The sequence below is a fragment of the Streptomyces sp. WP-1 genome (assembly GCF_030450125.1).
Taxonomy (GTDB): Bacteria; Actinomycetota; Actinomycetes; order Streptomycetales; family Streptomycetaceae; genus Streptomyces; species Streptomyces incarnatus.
The window spans coordinates 6,147,501-6,172,754 of record NZ_CP123923.1; the positions used below are offsets into that span (position 1 = coordinate 6,147,501).

18 protein-coding genes and 2 rRNA genes are annotated in these 25,254 nt (G+C 71.5%); 14 read left to right on the plus strand and 6 right to left on the minus strand.

Features of this window, described 5'->3' with window-relative positions:
- Positions 1-253 precede the first annotated feature (253 nt).
- Positions 254-3,374 (plus strand): 23S ribosomal RNA (locus QHG49_RS27210).
- 104 nt (positions 3,375-3,478) lie between these two features.
- A 5S ribosomal RNA gene (rrf, locus tag QHG49_RS27215) occupies positions 3,479-3,595 on the plus strand.
- A 29-nt stretch (positions 3,596-3,624) separates the two neighbouring features.
- Here the strand turns inward: rrf and QHG49_RS27220 are convergent.
- Positions 3,625-4,950: a hypothetical protein gene (locus tag QHG49_RS27220; RefSeq protein ID WP_301493014.1), complete on the minus strand. Its 1,326-nt coding sequence runs from the start codon at positions 4,948-4,950 to the stop codon at positions 3,625-3,627.
- A gap of 21 nt (positions 4,951-4,971) precedes the next feature.
- On the opposite strand from QHG49_RS27220, the gene QHG49_RS27225 reads away from it, so the two are divergent.
- Positions 4,972-5,841 (plus strand): hypothetical protein, encoded by an 870-nt coding sequence (locus QHG49_RS27225; protein ID WP_301492938.1) that lies wholly within the window; start codon positions 4,972-4,974, stop codon positions 5,839-5,841.
- A gap of 92 nt (positions 5,842-5,933) precedes the next feature.
- On the opposite strand, the gene QHG49_RS27230 is transcribed toward QHG49_RS27225, so the two are convergent.
- Positions 5,934-7,217 (minus strand): DUF1015 domain-containing protein, encoded by a 1,284-nt coding sequence (locus QHG49_RS27230; protein ID WP_145483340.1) that lies wholly within the window; start codon positions 7,215-7,217, stop codon positions 5,934-5,936.
- Positions 7,218-7,286: 69 nt separating this feature from the next.
- Between QHG49_RS27230 and QHG49_RS27235 the strand changes: the two genes are divergently transcribed.
- The 4 genes from QHG49_RS27235 to QHG49_RS27250 all read left to right on the plus strand — a co-directional run bounded on the left by QHG49_RS27235 (position 7,287) and on the right by QHG49_RS27250 (position 11,364).
- The gene (locus QHG49_RS27235) at positions 7,287-8,315 is read left to right on the plus strand and encodes an HAD-IIA family hydrolase (RefSeq protein WP_301491634.1); all 1,029 of its coding nucleotides are present in this window, start codon (positions 7,287-7,289) and stop codon (positions 8,313-8,315) included.
- A 99-nt stretch (positions 8,316-8,414) separates the two neighbouring features.
- Positions 8,415-9,458: an iron ABC transporter permease gene (locus QHG49_RS27240; RefSeq protein ID WP_159700129.1), complete on the plus strand. Its 1,044-nt coding sequence runs from the start codon at positions 8,415-8,417 to the stop codon at positions 9,456-9,458.
- Positions 9,455-10,501: an iron chelate uptake ABC transporter family permease subunit gene (locus tag QHG49_RS27245; RefSeq protein WP_145483348.1), complete on the plus strand. Its 1,047-nt coding sequence runs from the start codon at positions 9,455-9,457 to the stop codon at positions 10,499-10,501. Before QHG49_RS27240 ends, QHG49_RS27245 begins: the two co-directional genes overlap by 4 nt.
- Entirely contained in the window at positions 10,498-11,364 is an 867-nt protein-coding gene (locus tag QHG49_RS27250) for an ABC transporter ATP-binding protein (RefSeq protein WP_186337797.1), read from the plus strand. The genes QHG49_RS27245 and QHG49_RS27250 overlap by 4 nt, the downstream gene beginning before the upstream one ends.
- Here QHG49_RS27250 and QHG49_RS27255 read toward each other — a convergent pair.
- Positions 11,348-11,695, minus strand: coding sequence for a sterol-binding protein (locus tag QHG49_RS27255; RefSeq protein ID WP_145483355.1), 348 nt, complete (start codon positions 11,693-11,695; stop codon positions 11,348-11,350). The two genes, QHG49_RS27250 and QHG49_RS27255, sit on opposite strands and share 17 nt — an antisense overlap.
- Positions 11,696-11,737: 42 nt before the next feature.
- Between QHG49_RS27255 and QHG49_RS27260 the strand changes: the two genes are divergently transcribed.
- The 6 genes from QHG49_RS27260 to QHG49_RS27285 all read left to right on the plus strand — a co-directional run bounded on the left by QHG49_RS27260 (position 11,738) and on the right by QHG49_RS27285 (position 17,987).
- Complete coding sequence (locus QHG49_RS27260) at positions 11,738-12,067, plus strand: hypothetical protein (RefSeq protein WP_236576250.1); 330 nt, start codon at positions 11,738-11,740, stop codon at positions 12,065-12,067.
- A gap of 7 nt (positions 12,068-12,074) precedes the next feature.
- The gene (locus QHG49_RS27265; RefSeq protein ID WP_301491635.1) at positions 12,075-12,890 is read left to right on the plus strand and encodes a TlyA family RNA methyltransferase; all 816 of its coding nucleotides are present in this window, start codon (positions 12,075-12,077) and stop codon (positions 12,888-12,890) included.
- Positions 12,887-13,789, plus strand: coding sequence for an NAD kinase (locus QHG49_RS27270; protein ID WP_145483362.1), 903 nt, complete (start codon positions 12,887-12,889; stop codon positions 13,787-13,789). The genes QHG49_RS27265 and QHG49_RS27270 overlap by 4 nt, the downstream gene beginning before the upstream one ends.
- 136 nt (positions 13,790-13,925) lie before the next feature.
- Positions 13,926-15,668 (plus strand): DNA repair protein RecN, encoded by a 1,743-nt coding sequence (recN, locus tag QHG49_RS27275; protein ID WP_145483365.1) that lies wholly within the window; start codon positions 13,926-13,928, stop codon positions 15,666-15,668.
- Positions 15,669-15,903: 235 nt separating this feature from the next.
- On the plus strand, positions 15,904-16,581 hold the full coding sequence (locus tag QHG49_RS27280; RefSeq protein WP_301491636.1) for a hypothetical protein: 678 nt from the start codon (positions 15,904-15,906) through the stop codon (positions 16,579-16,581).
- 269 nt (positions 16,582-16,850) lie between these two features.
- Positions 16,851-17,987 carry a glycosyltransferase family 4 protein gene (locus QHG49_RS27285; RefSeq protein ID WP_301491637.1) on the plus strand — a complete coding sequence of 379 codons (1,137 nt, stop codon included), beginning with the start codon at positions 16,851-16,853 and terminating at the stop codon, positions 17,985-17,987.
- Between the two features lie 4 nt (positions 17,988-17,991).
- On the opposite strand, the gene QHG49_RS27290 is transcribed toward QHG49_RS27285, so the two are convergent.
- The 3 genes from QHG49_RS27290 to QHG49_RS27300 all read right to left on the minus strand — a co-directional run bounded on the left by QHG49_RS27290 (position 17,992) and on the right by QHG49_RS27300 (position 22,970).
- Entirely contained in the window at positions 17,992-19,641 is a 1,650-nt protein-coding gene (locus tag QHG49_RS27290) for a PucR family transcriptional regulator (RefSeq protein WP_145483372.1), read from the minus strand.
- A 56-nt stretch (positions 19,642-19,697) separates the two neighbouring features.
- Positions 19,698-21,080 (minus strand): FAD-binding oxidoreductase, encoded by a 1,383-nt coding sequence (locus QHG49_RS27295; RefSeq protein ID WP_301491638.1) that lies wholly within the window; start codon positions 21,078-21,080, stop codon positions 19,698-19,700.
- 87 nt (positions 21,081-21,167) lie between these two features.
- On the minus strand, positions 21,168-22,970 hold the full coding sequence (locus tag QHG49_RS27300; RefSeq protein ID WP_301492939.1) for a glycoside hydrolase family 15 protein: 1,803 nt from the start codon (positions 22,968-22,970) through the stop codon (positions 21,168-21,170).
- 614 nt (positions 22,971-23,584) lie between these two features.
- On the opposite strand from QHG49_RS27300, the gene QHG49_RS27305 reads away from it, so the two are divergent.
- Positions 23,585-25,234, plus strand: a complete 1,650-nt coding sequence (locus QHG49_RS27305) for a CTP synthase (RefSeq protein ID WP_145484105.1) — start codon at positions 23,585-23,587, stop codon at positions 25,232-25,234.
- Positions 25,235-25,254: the final 20 nt, after the last annotated feature.

Here is a 25,254-nt window from a genome sequence, read left to right on the forward strand (position 1 = left end):
TGCTGGTTGCTCATGGGTGGAACGTTGACTACTCGGCCGGATGTTCGGGTCGGGGGCTGTTAGTACTGCTCTTCGGAGTGTGGAACGCATGATCCTCGGACGGGTTCTGGTCGGGCACGCTGTTGGGTGTCTGAGGGAATGATCTGATCTTCTCCTCAGTCGCCGGCCCCAGTGCACTCGAACTCCTGGTGGGTTCGGGGTGATGGGTGGCTGGTCGTTGTTTGAGAACTGCACAGTGGACGCGAGCATCTGTGGCCAAGTTTTTAAGGGCGCACGGTGGATGCCTTGGCACCAGGAACCGATGAAGGACGTGGGAGGCCGCGATAGTCCCCGGGGAGTCGTCAACCAGGCTTTGATCCGGGGGTTTCCGAATGGGGAAACCCGGCAGTCGTCATGGGCTGTCACCCTTGCCTGAACACATAGGGCAAGTGGAGGGAACGAGGGGAAGTGAAACATCTCAGTACCCTCAGGAAGAGAAAACAACCGTGATTCCGGGAGTAGTGGCGAGCGAAACCGGATGAGGCCAAACCGTATGCGTGTGATACCCGGCAGGGGTTGCGTGTGCGGGGTTGTGGGATCTCTCTTGACCAGTCTGCCGGCTGGTCGGCGAGTCAGAAACCGTTGATGTAGACGAAGGACATGCGAAAGGTCCGGCGTAGAGGGTAAGACCCCCGTAGTCGAAATGTCAGCGGCTTGCTTGAGAGACACCCAAGTAGCACGGGGCCCGAGAAATCCCGTGTGAATCTGGCGGGACCACCCGCTAAGCCTAAATATTCCCTGGTGACCGATAGCGGATAGTACCGTGAGGGAATGGTGAAAAGTACCCCGGGAGGGGAGTGAAATAGTACCTGAAACCGTGTGCCTACAAGCCGTGGGAGCGTCGGATGCAGCTTGCTGCATCTCGTGACTGCGTGCCTTTTGAAGAATGAGCCTGCGAGTTTGCGGTGTGTTGCGAGGTTAACCCGGGTGGGGAAGCCGTAGCGAAAGCGAGTCCGAACAGGGCGATTCAGTAGCACGCTCAAGACCCGAAGCGGAGTGATCTAGCCATGGGCAGGTTGAAGCGGAGGTAAGACTTCGTGGAGGACCGAACCCACCAGGGTTGAAAACCTGGGGGATGACCTGTGGTTAGGGGTGAAAGGCCAATCAAACTCCGTGATAGCTGGTTCTCCCCGAAATGCATTTAGGTGCAGCGTCGTGTGTTTCTTGCCGGAGGTAGAGCACTGGATAGGCGATGGGCCCTACCGGGTTACTGACCTTAGCCAAACTCCGAATGCCGGTAAGTGAGAGCGCGGCAGTGAGACTGTGGGGGATAAGCTCCATGGTCGAGAGGGAAACAGCCCAGAGCATCGACTAAGGCCCCTAAGCGTACGCTAAGTGGGAAAGGATGTGGAGTCGCACAGACAACCAGGAGGTTGGCTTAGAAGCAGCCACCCTTGAAAGAGTGCGTAATAGCTCACTGGTCTAGTGATTCCGCGCCGACAATGTAGCGGGGCTCAAGCGTACCGCCGAAGTCGTGTCATTGCAGCATGTAGCCCTAACGGGTGTTGTGATGGGTAGGGGAGCGTCGTCTGCCGGGTGAAGCAGCACCGGAAGGTAGTTGTGGACGGTTGACGAGTGAGAATGCAGGCATGAGTAGCGATACACACGTGAGAAACGTGTGCGCCGATTGACTAAGGGTTCCTGGGTCAAGCTGATCTGCCCAGGGTAAGTCGGGACCTAAGGCGAGGCCGACAGGCGTAGTCGATGGATAACCGGTTGATATTCCGGTACCCGCTGTGAAGCGTCAAACATCGAGCATCGTGATGCTAAGGCCGTGAAGCCGCCCTGATCTCTTCGGAGTTGAGGGGAGTGGTGGAGCCGCTGAACCGAGCGGTTAGTAGGTGAGTGATGGGGTGACGCAGGAAGGTAGTCCATCCCGGGCGGTGGTTGTCCCGGGGTAAGGGTGTAGCCCGAGTGGTAGGTAAATCCGCCACTCATGCAGGGTGAGACCTGATGCCGAGCCGATTGTGGTGAAGTGGATGATCCTATGCTGTCGAGAAAAGCCTCTAGCGAGTTTCATGGCGGCCCGTACCCTAAACCGACTCAGGTGGTCAGGTAGAGAATACCGAGGCGTTCGGGTGAACTATGGTTAAGGAACTCGGCAAAATGCCCCCGTAACTTCGGGAGAAGGGGGGCCACATCTGGTGAGAACACTTGCTGTTCGAGCTGGGGGTGGCCGCAGAGACCAGCGAGAAGCGACTGTTTACTAAAAACACAGGTCCGTGCGAAGCCGTAAGGCGATGTATACGGACTGACGCCTGCCCGGTGCTGGAACGTTAAGGGGACCGGTTAGCTCCATTTCGGTGGGGCGAAGCTGAGAACTTAAGCGCCAGTAAACGGCGGTGGTAACTATAACCATCCTAAGGTAGCGAAATTCCTTGTCGGGTAAGTTCCGACCTGCACGAATGGCGTAACGACTTCTCGACTGTCTCAACCATAGGCCCGGTGAAATTGCACTACGAGTAAAGATGCTCGTTTCGCGCAGCAGGACGGAAAGACCCCGGGACCTTTACTACAGTTTGATATTGGTGTTCGGTTCGGCTTGTGTAGGATAGCTGGGAGACTGTGAAGCTCATACGCCAGTGTGGGTGGAGTCGTCGTTGAAATACCAGTCTGGTCGTGCTGGATGTCTAACCTGGGTCCGTGATCCGGATCAGGGACAGTGTCTGATGGGTAGTTTAACTGGGGCGGTTGCCTCCTAAAGGGTAACGGAGGCGCCCAAAGGTTCCCTCAGCCTGGTTGGTAATCAGGTGTTGAGTGTAAGTGCACAAGGGAGCTTGACTGTGAGACCGACGGGTCGAGCAGGGACGAAAGTCGGGACTAGTGATCCGGCGGTGGCTTGTGGAAGCGCCGTCGCTCAACGGATAAAAGGTACCCCGGGGATAACAGGCTGATCTTCCCCAAGAGTCCATATCGACGGGATGGTTTGGCACCTCGATGTCGGCTCGTCGCATCCTGGGGCTGGAGTCGGTCCCAAGGGTTGGGCTGTTCGCCCATTAAAGCGGTACGCGAGCTGGGTTTAGAACGTCGTGAGACAGTTCGGTCCCTATCCGCTGTGCGCGTAGGAGTCTTGAGAAGGGCTGTCCCTAGTACGAGAGGACCGGGACGGACGAACCTCTGGTGTGCCAGTTGTTCTGCCAAGGGCATGGCTGGTTGGCTACGTTCGGGAGGGATAACCGCTGAAAGCATCTAAGCGGGAAGCCTGCTTCGAGATGAGGACTCCCACCCACTTGATGGGGTAAGGCTCCCAGTAGACGACTGGGTTGATAGGCCGGATCTGGAAGCCAGGTAACTGGTGGAGGTGACCGGTACTAATAGGCCGAGGGCTTGTCCTCAGTTGCTCGCGTCCACTGTGTTAGTTCTGAGGCAACGAACAGTTGCCGGCTAGAGCTGAACGCATAACTACAAAGTGTGCTTGTTCGCTCGAAACCATTAGGGTTTCGGTGGTCATAGCGTAGGGGAAACGCCCGGTTACATATCGAACCCGGAAGCTAAGCCTTACAGCGCCGATGGTACTGCAGGGGGGACCCTGTGGGAGAGTAGGACGCCGCCGAACAATCTTTGGAGGACCCCTGGTCCCAGCGTTCAGCTGGGACCAGGGGTCCTTTTGTTTTTACAATGCTTGTGGTACCGAAGACAGGAGTCACCATGTCCACCAACTCTCCCGACGACCGACCGGAGCGCGATCAGCGGCGACGGGACAGTGGGGACCGTGGCGACCGCGGCGGCTACCGCGGCGACCGTGGTGACCGCAGTGACCGTGGCGGCTTCCGGCGCGACGACAACCGCGGCGACCGTGGCGGCTTCCGCCGCGATGACCGCCGTGACGACCGCCCCTCGTACGGTCGCCGTGACGACGACCGTGGTGGTTTCCGTCGTGACGACCGTCGTGACGACAACCGTGGTGGCGGCGGCTACGGCCGACGCGACGATCGCCGTGAGGGCGACCGTTCCTCGCGTCCGGGCTTCCAGCGTGACGACCGCGGTGACCGTGGCCCCCGTCGCGACGACCGTGGTGGGCGCCCCGGAGGCTTCCGCCGCGACGACCGCCCCTCGTTCCGTCGCGACGACGACCGTCCGTCGTTCCGTCGTGACGACGACCGAGGCGGCGACCGGGGTGGCGACCGTGGCGGTTTCCGTCGCGATGACCGTCGTGACGACAACCGTGGTGGCGGCTACGGCCGCCGTGACGACCGCCCCTCCTACGGACGCCGTGACGACGACCGTGGTGGTTTCCGTCGTGACGACCGTCGTGACGACAACCGTGGTGGCGGCGGCTACGGCCGACGCGACGACCGCCGTGACGATCGACGCGATGACCGCCGGGACGACCGTCCCTCGCGTCCGGGCTTCCAGCGTGACGACCGCGGTGACCGTGGCCCCCGTCGCGACGACCGTGGTGGGCGCCCCGGAGGCTTCCGCCGCGACGACCGCCCCTCGTTCCGTCGCGACGACGACCGTCCGTCGTTCCGTCGTGACGACGACCGAGGCGGCGACCGGGGTGGCGACCGTGGCGGTTTCCGTCGCGATGACCGTCGTGACGACAACCGTGGTGGCGGCTACGGCCGCCGTGACGACCGCCCCTCCTACGGACGCCGTGACGACGACCGTGGTGGTTTCCGTCGTGACGACCGTCGTGACGACAACCGTGGTGGCGGCGGCTACGGCCGACGCGACGACCGCCGTGACGATCGACGCGATGACCGCCGGGACGACCGTCCCTCGCGTCCGGGCTTCCAGCGTGACGACCGCGGTGACCGTGGCCCCCGTCGCGACGACCGTGGTGGGCGCCCCGGAGGCTTCCGCCGCGACGACCGCCGCGACGACCGTCGGGACAGCCGGGGCGACGACCGCCGCGGCGGTGGCTACGGCCGCCGTGACGACCGGGACCGCGACCGCGACCGCCACCACGACCGGGAGCCGATCAAGCGGCTGCCGATCCCGGAGGACGTCACCGGCGACGAGATCGACAAGGACGTCCGGCAGGAGCTCCAGAGCCTGCCCAAGACGCTCGCCGAGGACGTCGCCCGCAACCTGGTGATGGTCGCGCGGCTCATCGACGAGGACCCCGAGGGTGCCTACGGCTACTCCAAGGTGGCCCTGCGCCTGGCGTCCCGTGTGGCCGCCGTACGCGAGGCCGCCGGTTTCGCGGCGTACGCGAACCAGAAGTACAGCGAGGCCCTCGCCGAGTTCCGTGCCGCCCGCCGGATGACCGGCGGCGTGGAGCTGTGGCCGGTCATGGCCGACTGCGAGCGCGGGCTCGGCCGGCCGGAGAAGGCGCTGGACATGGCCGGCGCCCCCGAGGTGCACAAGCTGGACAAGGCCGGTCAGGTCGAGATGCGGCTCGTCGCGGCCGGTGCCCGGCGGGACATGGACCAGCTGGACGCGGCCATCGTGACCCTCCAGAGCTCGGAGCTGGCCTCCAACTCCATCCAGCCCTGGACCGCCCGGCTGCGCTACGCCTACGCCGACGCCCTGCTCGCGGTCGGCCGCGAGGGCGAGGCGCGGGAGTGGTTCGCGAAGGCCGTCGAGGCCGACCGGGACGGCAGCACCGACGCCTCCGACCGGCTCGCCGAGATGGACGGCGTGGAGTTCGTGGACGCCCTGGACGAGGACGAGGAGGACTCCGCCGAGGCCGAGGCCCAGGCCGAGCCCAAGGCCACCGCCGAGGTCGAGGCCCCCGAGTCCCCCGAGGCCAAGACCTTCGCGGCCGAGGCCGACGGCGACAGCGCCGACGACGACCTGGTCGAGGACGAGGGCCGGGGCGACGAAAAGCGCGACGCGGAGCGCGACAAGGACTGACGTCCGTCACTGACGCTCGTCGGTGAGTGAACAAAGGGGGCAGGTTCCCGACGGAACCTGCCCCCTTTCGCATGCCCGGAGCCGCCCCGGGATCAGATCTCCAGCGCGCGCAGCACCAGCCCCGACGCCGGCTTCGGCCCGAACGACGTCGACTTGCGCGGCATCGTCACGCCCTGGCGGGCCAGATCGCGTACGACCTCCTCGCGCACCGGGTGCATCAGCACGGCCGTACCGCCGTCGCGTTCGGCCTTCGCCACGGTCGCGGCCGTGTCGTGGATGTAGGCGATGTGCGCCGGGGAGTCCTCGGGGATGCGCCAGACGTGTTCCAGCAGGGCGGTGTGCAGGACCGTGGCGTCCAGGGAGCGCCAGGCGGCCGGGCGGTCCGCCGGGACCGTGCGGGCCAGCAGCGCGGGGTCCGGGCGGTCCAGCAGATGGAAGGCGCCGTCACCGGCCAGCAGGAAGGCGTTGCCCGCGCAGGACGCGTCCGCCAGCGCGGCCAGGGCCTCGGCCAGCGGTACCTGGAGGTGTCGTACCTGGAACAGGCCCTCCACGGCGGCCAGCGCGTCCGCCACCGGCAGGCCGTGCAGCAGCCGGTGGATGGCGCGTACGCGCAGCGGGTAGCGGGCCGTGTCGACCAGCAGGACCAGGCCGTGGTCCCAGGGGCCGGGCGCGGGCTGCTCGTCGCGCAGCCGCAGATAGGTGGCCCAGCGGTGGTGTCCGTCGGCGATCAGGGCCTGGTGATGGGCCAGGTCGGACTGGATCAGGGCCACGTCGGCGGCGTCCGTGATCGCCCACAGGCGGTGCCGGAAGCCGTCCTCGGTGGTGGTGGCCAGCAGCGGCGGCTTCTCCGCGGTGCGCTCCACGACCTCGGCGGCCGTGCCGTCGCCGCGGTAGGTCAGCAGCAGCGGCTCCAGGTTGGCGCGGGTGGCGCGCATCAGGGCGGCGCGCTCGGCGACCACCGGCGCCATGACGCCCTCGTGCGGCAGCACCACGCCCTCGGCCGGCTCGGAGACCCGCAGCGTGCCGATGACGCCGCGCTGGAGCATGCCCTCGCCGTCGCTCTGCTCGTACACGTACAGGGCGGGTTCGGGGTCCGCGGTGAGGATGCCCTCGGCGAGCCAGCGGCGCAGCGTGTCGGCGGCCTGCTCGGTGCGTTCGCTGGGCGTGTGGGCCTCGGGGAGGATCAGCCGGACGATGTTGTGGGGGTCCGCCGACTGGAGGTGGTGCACCCCGTCGGGCCGTACCACGACGTCGTACGGCGGGGAGGTGACGGAGGCCAGGCTGCCGACCCGGTCGGGGTCGTATCGAAGGCCGCGGAACGGGGTGAGTTCCAGGCCCCGGCGCGCCATTGCTTCCGAGTGACCTGCATTGTCCATCCCGGCATCGTATGTCAGTGGCATGCGGGATGATCGGGGGTAAGCGAGCGATCGAGGAGCGATGCGGATATGAGCGACGGCGTCAGGACCGGACCCGACAGCAGTGGTCGGCCCCTGAGCGAGGCGTACGACACGGCGCTGCTCGACCTCGACGGTGTGGTGTACGCGGGTGGGCACGCGATCGCGCACGCCGTCGACTCCCTGGAGCGGGCCCGCGCCGGCGGAATGCATCTGGCGTACGTCACCAACAACGCGCTGCGCACGCCCGAGGCGGTCGCCGGGCACCTGACCGAGCTGGGGATACCGGCGGCGGCCGAGGACGTCATCACCTCGGCGCAGGCGGTGGCGCGGCTGATCGCGGAGCAGGTGCCGGCCGGGGCGCGGGTGCTGGTGATCGGCGGCGAGGGGCTGCGGGTGGCGCTGCGCGAGCGTGGCCTGGAGCCGGTGGAGTCGGCGGACGACGATCCGGCGGCGGTGGTGCAGGGGTACGGCGGGCCCGAGCTGACCTGGGGCCGGTTCGCGGAGGCGTCGTACGCGGTGGCGCGCGGTGTGCCGTGGTTCGCGTCGAACACCGATCTGACGATCCCGAGCGGGCGCGGGATCGCGCCGGGCAACGGGGCGGCGGTGGAGGTCGTACGGATCGCGACGGGCAAGGAGCCGCAGGTGGCGGGCAAGCCGCTGCCGCCGATGCACCGGGAGACGGTCATCCGCACCGGCGCGAAGCGGCCGCTGGTGGTGGGGGACCGGCTGGACACCGACATCGAGGGCGCGTTCAACGGCGGGGTGGACTCGCTCCTGGTGCTGACCGGCGTCACCGACGGCGCCCGGCTGCTGGCCGCGAAGCCGGAGCACCGGCCGACGTATGTGGACGCGGATCTGCGGGGCCTGCTCACCGGCCAGCCGGAAATCACCCGAGAGGGTGAGGGTTTCCGGTGCGGTGGGTGGACGGCGACGGCCGGGGACACCCGGCTGGAGCTGGACGGCGACGGCGAGGCCCTCGACGGGCTGCGGGCGCTGTGCGCGGCGGCGTGGACGGCGGCCGGGGAGGGCTCCTGCGAGCTGGACGGGGGGAAGGCGCTGGAGCGGCTCGGGCTCTGAGTCGGTCTCAGATCGGCGGCGGGCGGCCCTCCGTGGCCTCGCGCGGCTTCCGGTACCCGGGGATCCCGGCCTCAAAGGAGGATAGGCTAACCTAACCTCGTGTTGGTCGACAGTCCTCCGGAACCGCGCGCGGCGGCCGCCCCCGCGCCCCCAACCCGCCGGGCGGTGCGGCCCCTTGGGCTGCTGCTCTCCGTCGCGCTCCTGGTGCTGGTCGCCGTGGCGAGCATCGCGATCGGGGCGAAAGCGCTCACCTTGGCACAGGTCTGGCACGGCCTGTTCCACGACTCGGGCACGTACGGCGACGTCGTCGTGGACGAGCGGCTCTCGCGCACCGTGCTCGGGCTGCTGGCCGGCGCCGCGCTCGGCCTGTCCGGCGCGGTGCTCCAGGCGCTCACCCGCAATCCACTGGCCGACCCCGGACTGCTCGGCATCAACGCCGGCGCCTCGGCAGCCGTCGTCACCGCCATCTCCTTCTTCGGCGTCACCAGCCTGAGCGGCTATGTGTGGTTCGCCTTCCTCGGCGCCGCGGCGGTGGGGGCGCTGGTCTGGTTCCTCGGCGGCAGCCGGGGCGCCACTCCGGTCCGCCTCGCCCTCGCCGGTACGGCGATCAGCGCCGCCCTGTACGGCTATCTCCAGGCCGTGATGATCATGGACGACGCGGCGCTCGGCCGGATGCGCTTCTGGACCGTGGGTTCGCTGGCCTCCGCGAGCGGGTCGACCATCACGCAGGTGCTGCCCTTCCTCGCGGCCGGCACCCTGCTCGCGCTCGCCCTGGCCCGGCCGCTGAACGCCGTGACCATGGGCGACGACACCGCCCGCGCCCTCGGCGCCCATCTGAACCGCACCCGCGCCCTGGCCATGCTGGCCGCCACCGTGCTGTGCGGCGCCGCGACCGCCGCCTGCGGTCCCATCGTCTTCGTCGGCCTGATGGTCCCGCACGCGGTGCGCTCCTTCACCGGACCCGACCTGCGCTGGATCCTGCCCTACGCCGCCGTCCTGTCGCCCGTGCTGCTGCTCGGCGCCGATGTCGTCGGCCGCGTCGTGGCCCGCCCCGCGGAACTCCAGGTCGGCATCGTCACCGCGGTGATCGGCGGCCCGGTCTTCATCTTTCTGGTACGACGACGGAGGACGGCCCAGCTGTGAGGACACACCCCAGGAGCCGTGCCGTACGCGTCCCCGGCGGGCTGTCGCTGCGGCTGGACCCGCGTGCGCTGATCGTCGTCGTCGTGCTGGTGGCCGCCGCGCTCGCCGCCGGTGTCGCGCTGATCGGCACCGGCGACGCGCAGATCCCCGCGGCCGACGTGCTGAAGACGCTCGCCGGGAACGGCAACGCCTACCAGCACTTCATCGTCCATGAACTGCGCCTGCCCCGGGTCCTCGTCGGGCTGCTGGTCGGCGCCTCGCTCGGGCTCGGCGGCGCGCTGTTCCAGTCCGTCTCCCGCAACCCGCTGGGCAGCCCGGACGTGCTGGGCCTGTCGCAGGGGGCGACGGCGGGCGCCCTGGTGGTGATCGTGCTGCTGTCCGGCAGCGCCGCCGAGGTCACCCTCGGCGCGCTGATCGGCGGCCTGGTCACCGGGTTCGCCATCTATCTGCTCGCCTGGAAGCAGGGCGTGCACGGATACCGGCTCGTCCTGGTCGGCATCGGAGTCTGCGCGGTCGTCACCGCCGTCAACGGCTATCTGCTCACCAAGGCCGACCTGGTCGACGCGGCCCGCGCGGTCGTCTGGATGACCGGCTCGCTCGACGGCCGCGACTGGGACCAGGTCTGGCCGCTGCTCGGGCTGTGCGCCGTACTGCTGCCGCTGGTCCTCACCTACGGCCGGGGCCTGCGGATGCTGGAGATGGGCGACGACACCGCGGGCGCCCTCGGGGTGCCGGTGCAGCGGGTGCGGCTGGTGCTGATGGTCAGCGCCGTGCTGCTCACCGCGGCCGCCACCGCCGCCGCCGGACCGGTCAGCTTCGTCGCCCTCACCGCCCCCCAGCTCGCCCGCCGCCTCACCCGCTCGCCGGGCCCCAACCTCGTGGCCTCCCTCTGCATGGGCGCCGCCCTCCTCGTCACCGCCGACTGGGCCTCGCAGCGCGTCTTCGGCGCGGGCCGGCTGCCCGTCGGCGTGGTCACCGGCGTCCTCGGCGGCGCCTATCTGCTGTGGCTGCTGGTCACCGAGCGCCGGGCCGGCCGGATATGAGCGCCACCGATTTCTCTAGGAGCACCGTGAACCGCCTGTCCGCCGACCATGTCACCCTCGCCTACGACCAGCGGGTCATCGCCGAGCAGCTGTCGGTGGAGATCCCCGACCACTCCTTCACGGTGATCGTCGGACCGAACGCGTGCGGCAAGTCGACGCTGCTGCGCGCCCTGTCCCGGATGCTGAAGCCCAGCCAGGGCAAGGTCCTCCTCGACGGGCAGACCATCCAGTCGCTGCCCGCCAAGCAGGTCGCCCGCACCCTCGGCCTGCTCCCGCAGTCGGCCGTCGCGCCCGACGGCATCACCGTCGCCGACCTGGTCGGCCGGGGCCGCTATCCGCACCAGGGGCTGCTGCGCCAGTGGTCCGCCGAGGACGAGCGGGTCGTCCAGGAGTCCATGCGGCAGACCGGGGTCGCGGAGCTGGCCGAGCGGTTCGTGGACGAGCTGTCCGGCGGGCAGCGGCAGCGGGTGTGGATAGCCATGGCGCTCGCCCAGCAGACCCCGCTGCTGCTCCTGGACGAGCCCACCACCTACCTCGACATCCAGCACCAGATCGATGTCCTCGACCTGTGCGCCGAACTGCACGAGACCCAGGGCCGCACCCTGGTCGCCGTTCTGCACGACCTCAACCACGCGGCCCGCTACGCCACCCATCTGATCGCCCTGCGCGGCGGCGAGGTGATCGCCGAGGGCGCGCCGAACGACATCGTCACGGCCGAACTGGTGGAGCAGGTGTTCGGGCTGAAGTGCCAGGTCATCGAGGACCCGGAGACGGGGACCCCGCTGGTGGTGCCGGCCGCGCGCAAGGCACGCGCTCAGCGGGTCACGGCGGTTCCCACCGCCTCGGTCACAGCAGCTTCCTGAGCCGGAACAGATCCAGCAGGCTCGCCTCCAGCCGCACCCGGCCCCTGCCCCAGGCGGTCGCGAAGTGCAGCCGGCCGTCCACCAGGGCCCGCAGATCGTCACCGGCCATCGCCAGCCGGATCTGCGCCCGCTCGCGCGGCGGCCCGGACAGGGTCTCGTCCACCTCCAGGCGGCCCCCGGTCATCCGGCCCGCGAAGGTGACGTCCAGGTCGGTGATGTGGCAGCTCACCGAGCGTTCGAGCGCGGCGGCGTCCCGTACGTCGCCCTCGGCGCCGCCCAGGGTGTCCGAAAGCTTTCGCAGTGCGGTGCGGCACTCCTCGATCGTGGCCATCGCCACCGACGGTACCCCAGCGGTTCGAGGTAGCGTCTGGGCATGAGCGAGTCCGTGTCCGAGGCCGAGATCGCCGGGAGCGCCGGGCGGCCCGAGCCCCCGGCTGAACCCCCGGCCGAGTCCCACGCGGTGTCCGAACCCGCGTACGACCCCGCGGCCCCGGCCCCCCTGGACCTCCCGCGCACCCCCACCGGCGACGCCGAGGTGGACGCCCGGCTGGCGCGGCTGGCCGATGCCGACCACCTCGCCACCGACGGACATGTCGAGGTGTACGAGGATGTACACCGGGGGCTGCGCGACGCGCTGACCGCGCTCGACGGCCGCCCGGGACCTCCGGTCCCCTCACCGTCGTACGAACAAAGCAGGAGCTGAACCGAACGTGGCAGGAGTCGCACGCCGTCGTCTGGACGCGGAGCTGGTCCGCCGGAAGCTCGCGCGCTCGCGTGAGCACGCCAGCCAGCTGATCGCCGCCGGGCGGGTCACCGTCGGCAAGGCCGTGGCGACCAAGCCGGCCACGCAGGTGGAGACCGCCGCCGCGATCGTGGTCCAGGCCGACGACAGCGATCCCGACTACGTCTCCCGGGGCGGCCACAAGCTCGCCGGCGCCTTCGCGGCCTTCGTGCCGCTGGGCCTGGTGGTGGAGGGCCGGCGCGCGCTGGACGCCGGCGCGTCCACCGGCGGCTTCACCGATGTCCTGCTGCGCGCGGGCGCCGCCCATGTGGTGGCCGTGGACGTCGGCTACGGGCAGCTCGCCTGGTCGTTGCAGAGCGACGCCCGGGTCACCGTCAAGGACCGTACGAACGTACGGGAGTTGACGCTCGACGCGATCGACGGGGAACCTGTTGATCTCGTCGTGGGTGATCTCTCCTTCATCCCGCTCGGGCTGGTGCTGCCCGCCCTGAAGCGGTGCGTGAAGGAGGACGCCGACCTCGTGATGATGGTCAAACCGCAGTTCGAGGTGGGTAAGGAACGACTCGGCAGCGGGGGTGTCGTACGGAATCCGCAGCTGCGGGCGGAGGCCGTGCGAGGGGTGGCCGAGAAGGCCTGGGAGCTGGGACTCGGGGTGCGGGGGGTCACCGCGAGTCCGCTGCCGGGGCCCTCGGGCAATGTCGAGTACTTCCTGTGGCTGCGGTCCGGCGCCCCCCGCCTGGACCCGGCCGATGTCGACCGTGCAGTGGCGGAGGGGCCGCGTTGACACAGAATCTGGCGCGTACTGTTTTCCTGCTGGCCCACACCGGGCGGCCGGCGGCGATCCGCAGCGCGGAACTCGTCGTCAAGGGCCTGCTCAGGCATGGCATCGGTGTGCGGGTGCTGGAGGAGGAGGCGCGCGACCTGCCGCTCCCCGACGAGGTGGAGCTGGAGCGGGAGGCGACCCCGGCCTGCCTCGACGGCTGCGAGCTGCTGATCGTGCTCGGCGGCGACGGCACGCTGCTGCGGGGCGCGGAGTTCGCCCGTGCCTCCGGGGTGCCGATGCTCGGCGTCAACCTGGGGCGCGTGGGATTCCTCGCGGAGGCGGAACGCGATGACCTCGATCGGGTGGTCGACCGGGTGGTGGAGCGGTCGTACGAGGTCGAGGAGCGGATGACCGTCGATGTGGTGGTGCACCGCAACGGGGACATCGTGCACACCGACTGGGCGCTCAACGAGGCGGCCGTGCAGAAGGCCGGCGCGGAGAAGCTGCTGGAGGTCGTGCTGGAGATCGACGGGCGGCCGGTGACGGGGTTCGGCTGCGACGGGGTGGTGCTGTCCACGCCGACCGGGTCCACGGCGTACGCGTTCTCCGCCGGGGGGCCGGTGGTGTGGCCGGAGGTGGAGGCGCTGCTGATGGTGCCGATCAGCGCGCACGCGCTGTTCGCGAAGCCGCTGGTGACGTCGCCGGACTCGGTGCTCGCGGTGGAGGTGCTGCCGCACGTCCCGCCGGGGGTGCTGTGGTGTGACGGGCGGCGGACGATCGAGTTGCCGCCGGGCGCGCGGGTGGAGGTGCGGCGGGGGGCGGTGCCGGTGCGGCTGGCCCGGCTGCATCACTCCTCGTTCACCGACAGGCTGGTGGCGAAGTTCGCCCTGCCGACGACGGGGTGGCGGGGGGCGCACTAGTTTCCGGCGGGGTTCCGTTCGGTCGGCGGGCGCGGGTGGTCCGTGGTCGCTCGCGCGGTTCCCCGCGCCCCCGGGTGGGGACACCTCGCCGAGTGAGAAGGGCCGGGGCATGTGCGCTCGCCGCCCCGGACCTCGTATGGTCTGTTCCGTGTTGGAGGAGATGCGGATACGGTCGCTCGGGGTCATCGACGATGCCGTCGTCGAGTTGTCGCCGGGGTTCACCGCGGTCACCGGTGAGACGGGTGCGGGCAAGACCATGGTGGTCACCAGCCTGGGGCTGCTGCTCGGAGGGCGGGCCGACCCGGCGCTCGTGCGGATAGGGGCCGGCAAGGCGGTCGTGGAGGGGCGGATCTCGGTGCCCGCGGGCGCCGCCGCCGTCGTACGCGCCGAGGAGGCCGGGGCCGAGCTGGACGACGGCGCCCTGCTGATCAGCCGTACCGTCTCCGCCGAAGGCCGCTCGCGGGCCCACCTGGGCGGGCGCAGCGTGCCCGTGGGGCTGCTCGCCGAGCTGGCCGACGACCTGGTGGCCGTGCACGGGCAGACCGACCAGCAGGGGCTGCTGAAGCTGTCCCGGCAGCGCGGCGCCCTCGACCGGTACGCGGGCGACGCGGTCGCGGTGCCGCTCGCCAAGTACGGCGAGGCGTACCGCCGGCTGCGGGCCGTCGCCGTCGAGCTGGACGAGATCACCACGCGGGCACGGGAGCGGGCGCAGGAGGCCGACATGCTCCGCTACGGCCTCGACGAGATCGCCGCCGTGGAGCCCCGGCCCGGGGAGGACGCGGAGCTGGCCGAGGAGGCCGAGCGGCTCGGGCACGCGGAGGCGCTGGCCTCCGCCGCTACGGCCGCGCACGCCGCGCTCGCGGGCAACCCCGAGGACCCCGAGAGCATCGACGCCCAGGCCCTGGTCGCGGGCGCCCACCGGGCCCTGGAGGCCGTGCGCGCCCATGACCCGGCGCTCGCCGTGCTCGCCGAGCGGATCGGTGAGGTCGGGATCCTGCTCGGCGATGTGGCCGGGGAGCTGGCCGGGTACGCCGGTGACCTGGACGCCGATCCGCTGCGGCTCGCCGCGGTCGAGGAGCGCCGGGCCGCCCTGACCGCCCTGACCCGCAAGTACGGCGACGATGTGAACGCCGTGCTCGCGTGGGCCGAGCGGAGCGCCGCGCGGCTGACCGAGCTGGACGGCGACGACGAGCGGATCGAGGAGCTGACCGCCGAGCGGGACGCGCTCGGCGCCGAACTGGGCGGGCTGGCCCAGGCGCTGACCGACGCCCGGACCGAGGCCGCCGAGCGGTTCGCCGCCGCGGTGACCGCCGAACTGGCCTCGCTGGCCATGCCGCACGCGCGGGTCTCCTTCGACATCCGGCAGACCGAGGATCCCGAGGGCGTCGAGGTCGGCGGGCGTACGGTCGCCTACGGCCCCTCGGGCGTGGACGAGGTCGAGCTGCTGCTCGCCCCGCACCCGGGCGCCCCGCCGCGGCCCATCGCCAAGGGCGCGTCCGGCGGTGAGCTGTCCCGGGTGATGCTCGCGGTGGAGGTCGTCTTCGCGGGCACGGACCCGGTGCCGACGTATCTGTTCGACGAGGTCGACGCGGGCGTCGGCGGCAAGGCGGCGGTCGAGATCGGCCGGCGCCTCGCCAAGCTCGCCCGGAGCGCCCAGGTCGTCGTCGTCACCCACCTGCCCCAGGTCGCCGCCTTCGCCGACCGGCAGCTGCTGGTGGAGAAGACCAACGACGGCTCGGTGACCCGCTCCGGGGTCAAGGTCCTGGAGGGCGAGGACCGCATCCGCGAACTCTCCCGCATGCTCGCGGGCCAGGAGGACTCGGAGGCGGCCCGCGCCCACGCGGAGGAACTGCTGGCGACGGCACGGGCGGACCAGTAGCCGGAACCGGCGGATCGGTGGCCGGACTTGGCGGGCCAGTAGCCGGAACCGGCGGACCGGTGGCCCAACTTGGCGGGTCGGGAGCGGTGACCGGCGGCCCGGGAGCGGGAGTCGGCGGTCCGGGAGCGGGAGTCGGCGGTCCGGTAGCGGGACTTAGGGTGTCGGGAGGACCGGCTCCCGAAAGTCCCGCGCCTTCCTGCTGTCCGCCGCGCTCACCCGGGCCGGTTTCGTGGCGTTGCGCGCCAATGCGCCGGGCGGGCCCGCGTGTTGGGAGCGGACCAACCACGCGGGCCGGACCGTCGAGCTGCACGCCGGGCCCGCCGTGGCGGCCGGTACGGCGCTCGCCGCCGCCCGGGTGCACCCCGCGGCCGGGCTCGCCGTGTTGGCGGCGGGGGCCTGCGGGGCGTACGACGACGCGGCGGGCGACCGTCGACGCGGCTTCCGGGAACACCTCGGCGCCCTGCGCGAGGGCGAAGTCACCAGCGGTGCCGTCAAGTTGTGCGGGATCTCCGCCGCAGCCCTGCTCGCGGGCGCGCTGCTGACGGTGCGGCCGCTGGACAGGCTGCTCGCCGGAGTCGTCATCGCGGGCGCCGCGCACGGCGTGAACCTGGTCGACGTACGACCGGGACGCGCGCTCGGCGCGGTGCTCGCGCTCGGCGCCCCGGGGATGCTCGGCGAGGGACCCGGCGCGGAACTGGCGGCCGTCGCCACGGGCGGCGCGGCGGCGGTGCTGCGCGAGGACGTCGGCGAGCGCACGATGCTCGGGGACACGGGGGCGCACGCCCTCGGCGCCGCGCTGGGGGCGGCCGTGGTGGCGGGCGGCGGGCGCGCCGCACTGCTCGCGGGCGCCGTCGCGGTCGTGGCCGCCGCCGTGCACGGGGACCGGGTCACCGGGTGGGCGCGGCCGTCGTGACCGCCTGACCTCGGGGAAACGAGGAGGATCCCGTCACCTCGGAACCGGACTTCCTCACCCGTGTGGGTGATGTGCTCCGGCGCATTGCCCCGGCCCGCCGCCCCGTGCGCCCACCCGGTATTGCCCCGGGGGCCCTGCCTGCTGACATGCTGGACGGGCACAGCGACCGCGCGGGAGGCGCGCGGGGCACATTCCGCCGCCCCCGTGCGCCCGCTACTTTCTGTACGTTGCCTCGTGACCGCCCCACGCCGAACCAGGAGCCCGGCCTCGTGAGCCCCCTGAGCAGCAACGCACCGCACGGCCGGCCGCCGCTGCGCACCGTGCAGGTGCTGGGCGGGGGCAACGCCGGCGGGAGCGCGCATGTGCGCTCCCTGACCGCGGGTCTGGTCGCCCGGGGCGTGCGGGTCACGGTGTGCGCCCCCGTCGAGGCCGACCGTACCTACGACTTCGCCGGGACCGGTGCCGGCCACATCCATGTGCCGCGCAGCAGCGACCCCGCCTCGGTGGCCGCGCTCCGGGCGGCCTGCGCGGACGCCGACGTGGTGCACGCACACGGACTGCACGCCTCCTTCCGGGCCGTGCTCGCGCTCGGCGGACGCACCACTCCGCTGGTCGTCACCTGGCACGACCGGACGTACGCCGAGGGCGCGCGGGCCCATCTGCTGCGCCTGCTGGAGCGGCGCGTGGCCCGGTCCGCGACCGTGGTCCTCGGCACCAGCCCGGACCTGGTGGACCGCGCCCGCAGGACCGGCGCCCGGGACGCCCGGCTCGCCGCCGTGACCCTGCCCCGCCGCGCCCGCCCCGCCCCCGCGCCCGACGGCCCCGACCCGCTGCGGCCCAAGGCCCGTGCCGAACTCGGCGCCACCGGCCGCCCGTTGATCCTCTCCGCCGGACCCCTCGACCGGCACCGCGGCCACGAGACCCTGCTGGACGCGGCCCGCGCCTGGCGGGACCTGGACCCCGCGCCGCTGGTCGTCATCGCGGGGGAGGGCCCGCTGCGGCCCCTGCTCCAGCGGCGCATCGAGGCCGAGCGGCTCCCGGTACGGCTGCTCGGCCACCGCGAGGACCTGCCCGGACTGCTCGGCGCCGCCGACCTGGCTCTGCTGACCGGCCGCTGGGAGTCCCGCTCCGCCCTCGCCCAGGAGGCGCTGTACGCGGGCGTTCCGCTGGTGGCCACCCGGGTCGGCGGCATCCCCGACCTGGTGGGCGACGGCGCCGAACTCGTGCCGTACGGCGATCCGTCGGCCCTCGCCGACCGCGTCGGACGGCTGCTCGCCGACCCGGCACGGCGCGAGCTGCTGCGCCGCAAGGGAGCACGGCAGGCCGCCGGCTGGCCGAGCGAGGACGAGACGGTCGCCCAAGTCCTCAGCGTCTACGACGAGTTGACCCGGCCCCTCATTCTCTGAAGGGCTAGGGCGCGTGTCGGCGGGCGCGCAGGGCGAGGCTCAACGCCAGGACGGTCTGCGGGTCGTCGAGATCGGTGCCCAGCAACTCGCCGATGCGGGCGAGGCGGTTGTACAGCGTCTGCCGGTTCAGATGGAGTTCGCGGGCGGTCTCCGCCTTGCGGCCCGCGTGCGCGAGATACGTCTCCAGGGTGGGCAGCAGCGGCGGCTTGGAACGCCGGTCGTGGTCGCGCAGCGGGCCGATCGCCCGGTCCACGAAGGCCGCGAGGTCCGGATGGTCGCGCAGCCGCCACAGCAGCAGGTCGATGTCGAGGCGGCGGGCGTCGTACCAGGGGCGGTCGGTCAGGCCCTGCGCGGCCGTCGCCGTCTCCGCCGCGTGCCGCAGCCCCGCCGAGGCCGCCGCCCAGCCGCCCGCCATGGCGACGACCACCACCGGCGGGGGAGTGCCGGGCCTGCGCATCCCGGCGCGCTCGACGCCCGCCCGCAGTGCCGCCGCCACCCGGTCGGCGACCGCCGCGCGCTCCGACTCCGAGCGCAGCCCGAGCAGCACCAGCACCCGGCCCTCCACCGGCCGCACGCCCAGCAGCACCGGCAGGCCCACCGCGGCCAGCTCCTCGGAGACCGCGCGGGCGAGCACCGCCCAGCCGCCCCCGGCGGGGGAGAGGGGGTCCCCGACCCGCATCACCACCGGCAGCAGCGGACTGCCACCGGGCTTGAAGCCGAGCACCCGGGCCTGGGCGGGCGCGTCCTTTGCGGAGATACGGCCCTCGGCGAGATCGGTGAGGAAGTCGCCGCGCCCGCGCGCCGCCAGCTCCTCCTCCTGCCGGGCCTGCATCAGCACCACGGCCAGGATGCCCGCGGCCCGCTCGGCGGCGATCCGGTGCACCGCCGACAGCGGCGAGCGCACCGGCAGCAGCACCAGACGGGCACGCACCGAGCCCGCCGTACCGGGGCCGCCGCCGGGTACGTCCACCAGCACCGAACCGGCGGGCGGCGGCGCGTTCTTGTGCGGGCCGCGCAGCCCCTCCCACACCTGGAGCGGGTCCGCGCCCTCGGGCCCCTCACCGGCCGCGTACAGCAGCCGGCCGTCGGCGGTCTCCAGGAACACCGGGTTGCCGCTGAACCCGGCCAGGATGCCCAGCACCTGCGGCACCCCGCCGCCGCCCAGCAGCGCCTCGGTGCAGCGCCGGTGGACCTCCTCGGCCCGCTGGAGCAGCGCGTAGTGGCCGTTGACGATCTCGGTGTGGATCTCCTCGGTGACCGCGACGAACGGCACCTCGCGATGCAGCTGCACCAGCGGCAGATCGGCCGAACGCGCGGTGTCCACCAGCGCGGCCGGCAGCCGGCTGAAGCGCGGGCCCAGCTCCACCACCAGCGCGGCGATCCCGCGCTCGGCCAGCGTGCGCACGAACGCCCGCTGCTCGGCCGGCCGGGTGCCCAGGCCGTAGCCCGTGGTGAGCAGCAGCTCGCCGCCCTTGAGCAGTGAGGCGATGTTCGGCACCTCGCCCGCGTGCACCCAGCGCACGGTACGGCTGAGCCGGTCCGCGCCCGCGACGATCTCCGGCAGCCCGCTGCGCAGTCCCGGCAGCTCCAGGGCCCGCTGAACGGTGATCCCCGCGCCGTGGGTGTCGGGCCTGCTGTCCGTACCGCTGTCCATGAAGCGGACGCTACCTGCGAAAACGCGTCAGCAACATCTCCGTGCGCGGCCGAGTGCTACACCGGCCTGATGTCGCGGCCGAACCGGAAGACGTCGTCGGGGTCCCAGCGCCGCTTCACCTTCTCCAGGCGCAGCGTGTTCCCCTCCCCGAGGCCCGCCCGGACCCGCTCGGGGCCCTCGTCGCCGATGAGGTTCGGGCAGACGTCCCCCGTGCTCCAGGGCCGGACGGCCGCGCGGACCTCGCGCACCCAGCCGACGCACCGCTCGTCGTCGGCCGGGTCCGCCCAGCAGGCGGCCGGGTGCACGACCCAGGGCGCGTCCCGGTACGGCATCGGGTAGGCGCGCGGTCCGGACGCGACCGCCCCGCCCTGCGGGAACAGCGCGTGCCGGGAGAGGGCCGGGACCGGCATGCGCTCGCCGAGGGCGCAGTGGACGTCCACCGCGTCGTCCGGCAGCTCGCGCAGGCACTCCGCGGACCAGTGGTTCCGCAGCCCCGCCGGGGCGTCGAGCAGGCACTGCGCCTCGGCGTACGGCAGCTCGCCCAGGGCCTGGGCCTCGTGCGGCGGCGCCAGCAGGGGTCCGGCGAGCCCCCGCAGCTCCTCCTCGGCGCCCGCGTAGGTCAGCAGGGCGAGGCACAGCCGACGGCCCACCAGGCGGGGCGGTACGACATCCGTGGGAGGACCGGTGAGGTACAGCAGCGCCCCGCCGAGCGCGTCGGGGCCGGTGCGCAGGATCTCCCGGAAGGCGCGCGCCACCGGTGGGCCGTACTCCGGCGGGAAGAGCAGCGACGCCACGCAGAACCGCGGGAGTTCGTGCAGCTCAAGGGTGAGCGCGGTGGCGATACCGAAGGTGCCGCCCCCGCCGTGCAGCGCCCAGAACAGCTCCGGGTTCTCGTCGGCGCTCGCCCGCGTCCGCCCGGTGTCCGCGGTGACCAGCTCCACCCCGAGGAGGTTGTCGGCGGCCGGCCCGAACGCGCGGTCCAGCCAGCCGCTGCCACCGCCGAGGACGAACCCGCCGACCCCTGTGCCGGAGGCCCGGGCCCCGGTCGTCGCCAGCGCGTACGGCTGGGTCGCCCGGTCCAGGTCGCGCATCGTGGCCCCGCCCTCGACCCGCACCGCCCGCGCGGCCGGGTCGACCGTGACCCCGCGCATCCGGCGCAGGTCCACCACGAGCGCGCCGTCACCGAGCGCGGAGCCCGCCACACCGTGGCCGCCCCCGCGCACCGCGACCGGCAGGTCCAGCTCCCGCGCGAAGCGCACCGCGCGCACGACATCGGCCGCGCCCGCGCACCGCGCGATCACGGCCGGGCGCCGGTCGACCATCCCGTTGAACACCGCGCGGGCGTCGTCGTAACCGGGGTCCTCCGGGACGAGGACCTCACCGGCCAGATCGCCACGGAGAGCGGCGAGGGCCCTCCACGCCTTGGAACGGCAAGCCACGACTTCCAGCGTAGGCGCCTCCTACGGCGCGCCCTCAGCCCACGGCGCGCTCTCAGCCCCGGCACCGCCGCCCCGTACGGGGCGCTCTCAGCCGCCGTACGCCCCCGACGCCGTCAGCCGCAGGGCCGTGTCGATCAGGGGCACATGGCTGAACGCCTGCGGGAAGTTGCCCACCTGGCGTTGCAGCCGGGGGTCCCACTCCTCGGCGAGCAGTCCGAGGTCGTTGCGCAGCGCGAGCAGCTTCTCGAACAGCTTGCGGGCCTCGTCGACGCGGCCGATCATCGCGAGGTCGTCGGCCATCCAGAACGAGCAGGCGAGGAACGCGCCCTCGTCGCCCGGCAGACCGTCCACGCCCTCGGACTGGCCCTCCGTGGGGTAGCGCAGGATGAAGCCGTCGGAGGTGGACAGCTCGCGCTGGATCGCCTCGATGGTGCCGATCACGCGCTTGTCGTCCGGCGGCAGGAAGCCCATCTGCGGGATCAGCAGCAGGGAGGCGTCCAGCTCCTGGGAGCCGTAGGACTGGGTGAAGGTGTTGCGCTCCTTGTCGTAGCCCTTCTCGCACACGTCCCGGTGGATGTCGTCGCGCAGCTCGCGCCAGCGCTCCAGCGGGCCGTCCGCGTCCCCGGACTCGATCAGCTTGATGGTGCGGTCCACCGCGACCCAGGCCATCACCTTGGAGTGCACGAAGTGCCGGCGCGGGCCGCGCACCTCCCAGATGCCCTCGTCCGGCTCCTGCCAGTGGTCCTCCAGGTAGCGGATCAGCTTCAGCTGGAGCAGCGACGCGTAGTCGTTGCGGGCGAGGCCGGTCATGTGGGCCAGGTGCAGGGCCTCGGTGACCTCGCCGTACACATCCAGCTGGAGCTGGTGGGCCGCGCCGTTGCCGACCCGGACCGGGGCCGAGTCCTCGTAGCCGGGCAGCCAGTCCAGCTCGGCCTCGCCCAGCTCGCGCTCGCCCGCGATGCCGTACATGATCTGGAGGTTCTCCGGGTCGCCCGCGACCGCGCGCAGCAGCCACTCGCGCCAGGCGCGGGCCTCCTCGCGGTAGCCGGTGCGCAGCAGCGAGGACAGCGTGATCGCGGCGTCGCGCAGCCAGGTGTAGCGGTAGTCCCAGTTGCGCACGCCCCCGATGTCCTCGGGCAGCGAGGTGGTGGGGGCCGCGACGATGCCGCCGGTCGGCGCGTACGTCAGCGCCTTCAGGGTGATCAGCGAGCGGATCACGGCCTCGCGGTACGGCCCGTGGTACGTGCACTGCTCGACCCAGTCGCGCCAGAAGCTCTCCGTGGCCTCCAGCGACTGCTCCGGCTCCGGCAGGGCGGGCGGGCGCTTGTGCGAGGGCTCCCAGGAGATCGTGAACGCGATCCGGTCACCCGGGGCGACCGTGAAGTCGGCGTAGGTCGTCAGGGACTTCCCGTAGGTCTCGGCCTCGGTGTCGAACCACACCGAGTCGGGCCCGGCGACGGCGACCGTGCGGCCCTCGTGCTTGTGCACCCAGGGCACGACCCGGCCGTAGGAGAACCGCATCCGCAGCGCCGAGCGCATCGGCACCCGGCCGGTGACGCCCTCCACGATCCGGATCAGCTGGGGCGCGCCGTCACGCGGGGGCATGAAATCGGTCACGCGGACCGTGCCGCGCGGGGTGTCCCACTCCGATTCCAGGATCAGCGAGTCGCCCCGGTAGCCGCGGCGGGCCGCCGTGGGCGGCTCGGCGTCGGCCGCGTGCGCCGGGCCGAGCCGCCAGAAGCCGTGCTCCTCGGTGCCCAGCAGGCCGGCGAAGATGGCATGCGAGTCGAAGCGGGGCAGGCACAGCCAGTCCACCGTGCCGTCCCGGCAGACCAGTGCGGCGGTCTGCATGTCTCCGATGAGTGCGTAGTCTTCGATGCGCCCGGCCACGTGCAACTCCAGTCGAACGGCCACGTCACACCCCCGCGCGAGGGGGCTGTCGCTAGTGCGGTCAAGGGTTCGTTGTTGTGCGTCGTTGAGCGGTGAAGCAAAGCAGCCCGCCGAGCCCTGAGGCAAAACGACAGTCTTTGCTCAACGAACTGCCGCGCTCTCGTTGTTCCGGGGGAACCAGGCGGGGGTGTGCCGTCGTCCGGCCGGGCCCGGCAGGGAATGTCCGAGCAGGATACGACGCACCCACAGGATCCGCGTGCCGCTCCGGGCAACCCGTGTGAGCCGAACGAGTGACCCCCCGGTGATGATCGTGTGTTCCCCGCGGGACTGTGCTCATGCCTGGGACGCCTGGGGGAGCTGTGGCGTCGTACCTCCCCCGTCCGGGCCGGTGCGGGCACCGCCGTGCGCGTCCCCGTGCGGAAGGTGGCCGAAAGTCGACGCATCCGTGTACGGAGCGTGGCCGGAAGCCATCCCCTCCGGGCGCTGATACCCTGGTAGCCCGTGGACCGGTGGGCCCAAAACCCCCGAACCGCAGCGACGGCACCCTCGGAGCGATCCGGGACGTACAGCCGCACCGCACGACAGCCAGCGACCACGGGAGCCCCCTCTTGGCCATGCCGCCCAAATCTACGACGACCAAGCACATCTTCGTCACCGGGGGCGTCGCCTCCTCGCTCGGCAAGGGCCTCACCGCCTCCAGCCTGGGCATGCTGCTCAAGGCCCGCGGACTGCGCGTCGTGATGCAGAAGCTCGACCCGTACCTGAACGTCGACCCGGGCACGATGAACCCCTTCCAGCACGGTGAGGTGTTCGTCACCAACGACGGCGCCGAGACCGACCTGGACATCGGCCACTACGAGCGCTTCCTCGACCGCGACCTCGACGGCTCGGCCAACGTCACCACCGGCCAGGTCTACTCGACGGTGATCGCCAAGGAGCGCCGCGGCGAGTACCTCGGCGACACCGTGCAGGTCATCCCGCACATCACCAACGAGATCAAGCACCGCATCCGGCGCATGGCCACCGACGAGGTGGACGTCGTCATCACCGAGGTCGGCGGCACCGTCGGCGACATCGAGTCGCTGCCGTTCCTGGAGACCGTCCGCCAGGTCCGCCACGAGGTGGGCCGGGACAACGTCTTCGTGGTGCACATCTCCCTGCTGCCCTACATCGGCCCCTCCGGCGAGCTGAAGACCAAGCCGACCCAGCACTCGGTCGCCGCCCTGCGCAACATCGGTATCCAGCCGGACGCCATCGTGCTGCGCTGCGACCGCGAGGTCCCCACCGCCATCAAGCGCAAGATCTCGCTGATGTGCGACGTCGACGAGGCCGCGGTCGTCGCCTGCCCGGACGCCCGTTCGATCTACGACATCCCGAAGGTCGTGCACACCGAGGGCCTGGACGCCTACGTCGTGCGCAAGCTGGACCTGCCCTTCCGGGACGTGGACTGGACGACCTGGGACGACCTGCTGGACCGCGTCCACAACCCCGACCACGAGGTCACCCTCGCCCTGGTCGGCAAGTACATCGACCTGCCCGACGCCTACCTGTCGGTCACCGAGGCGCTGCGCGCCGGCGGCTTCGCCAACCGCGCCCGCGTCAAGATCAAGTGGGTCACCTCCGACGACTGCAAGACCCCGGCCGGCGCCAAGGCGCAGCTCGCCGGCGTCGACGGCATCTGCATCCCGGGCGGCTTCGGCGACCGCGGTGTGCTCGGCAAGGTCGGCGCCATCCGCTACGCCCGAGAGAACAAGATCCCGCTGCTCGGCCTCTGCCTGGGCCTGCAGTGCATCGTGATCGAGGCCGCGCGCAACCTGGCCGAGATCGCCGACGCCAACTCCACCGAGTTCGACCCGGCCACCGCCCACCCGGTGATCTCCACCATGGCCGAGCAGCTGGACATCGTGGCCGGCGAGGGCGACATGGGCGGCACCATGCGCCTGGGCATGTACCCGGCCAAACTGGCCGAGGGCTCCATCGTGCGCGAGGTGTACGAGGGCAAGGAGTACGTCGAGGAGCGCCACCGCCACCGTTACGAGGTGAACAACGCCTACCGCGCGGACCTGGAGAAGAAGGCGGGCATCCTGTTCTCCGGCACCTCCCCGGACGGCAAGCTCGTGGAGTACGTCGAGTACCCGCGCGAGGTGCACCCCTACCTGGTCGCCACCCAGGCGCACCCGGAGCTGCGCTCGCGTCCGACCCGCCCGCACCCGCTCTTCGCCGGTCTGGTGAAGGCGGCGGTCGAGCGGAAGATCGCCAAGTAACCCAGGCGCTGTACGGTGGC

What these genes read in the sequence shown, in the direction of transcription:
- QHG49_RS27290 (WP_145483372.1), bottom strand. Translation starts at nt 19,641, where the DNA reads ATGGACAGCGGTACGGACAGCAGGCCCGACACCCACGGCGCGGGGATC.
- QHG49_RS27255 (WP_145483355.1), bottom strand. Translation starts at nt 11,695, where the DNA reads ATGGCCACGATCGAGGAGTGCCGCACCGCACTGCGAAAGCTTTCGGAC.
- QHG49_RS27260 (WP_236576250.1), top strand. Translation starts at nt 11,738, where the DNA reads ATGAGCGAGTCCGTGTCCGAGGCCGAGATCGCCGGGAGCGCCGGGCGG.
- QHG49_RS27305 (WP_145484105.1), top strand. Translation starts at nt 23,585, where the DNA reads ATGCCGCCCAAATCTACGACGACCAAGCACATCTTCGTCACCGGGGGC.
- QHG49_RS27250 (WP_186337797.1), top strand. Translation starts at nt 10,498, where the DNA reads ATGAGCGCCACCGATTTCTCTAGGAGCACCGTGAACCGCCTGTCCGCC.
- recN (WP_145483365.1), top strand. Translation starts at nt 13,926, where the DNA reads ATGGTCTGTTCCGTGTTGGAGGAGATGCGGATACGGTCGCTCGGGGTC.
- QHG49_RS27230 (WP_145483340.1), bottom strand. Translation starts at nt 7,217, where the DNA reads ATGGACAATGCAGGTCACTCGGAAGCAATGGCGCGCCGGGGCCTGGAA.
- QHG49_RS27235 (WP_301491634.1), top strand. Translation starts at nt 7,287, where the DNA reads ATGAGCGACGGCGTCAGGACCGGACCCGACAGCAGTGGTCGGCCCCTG.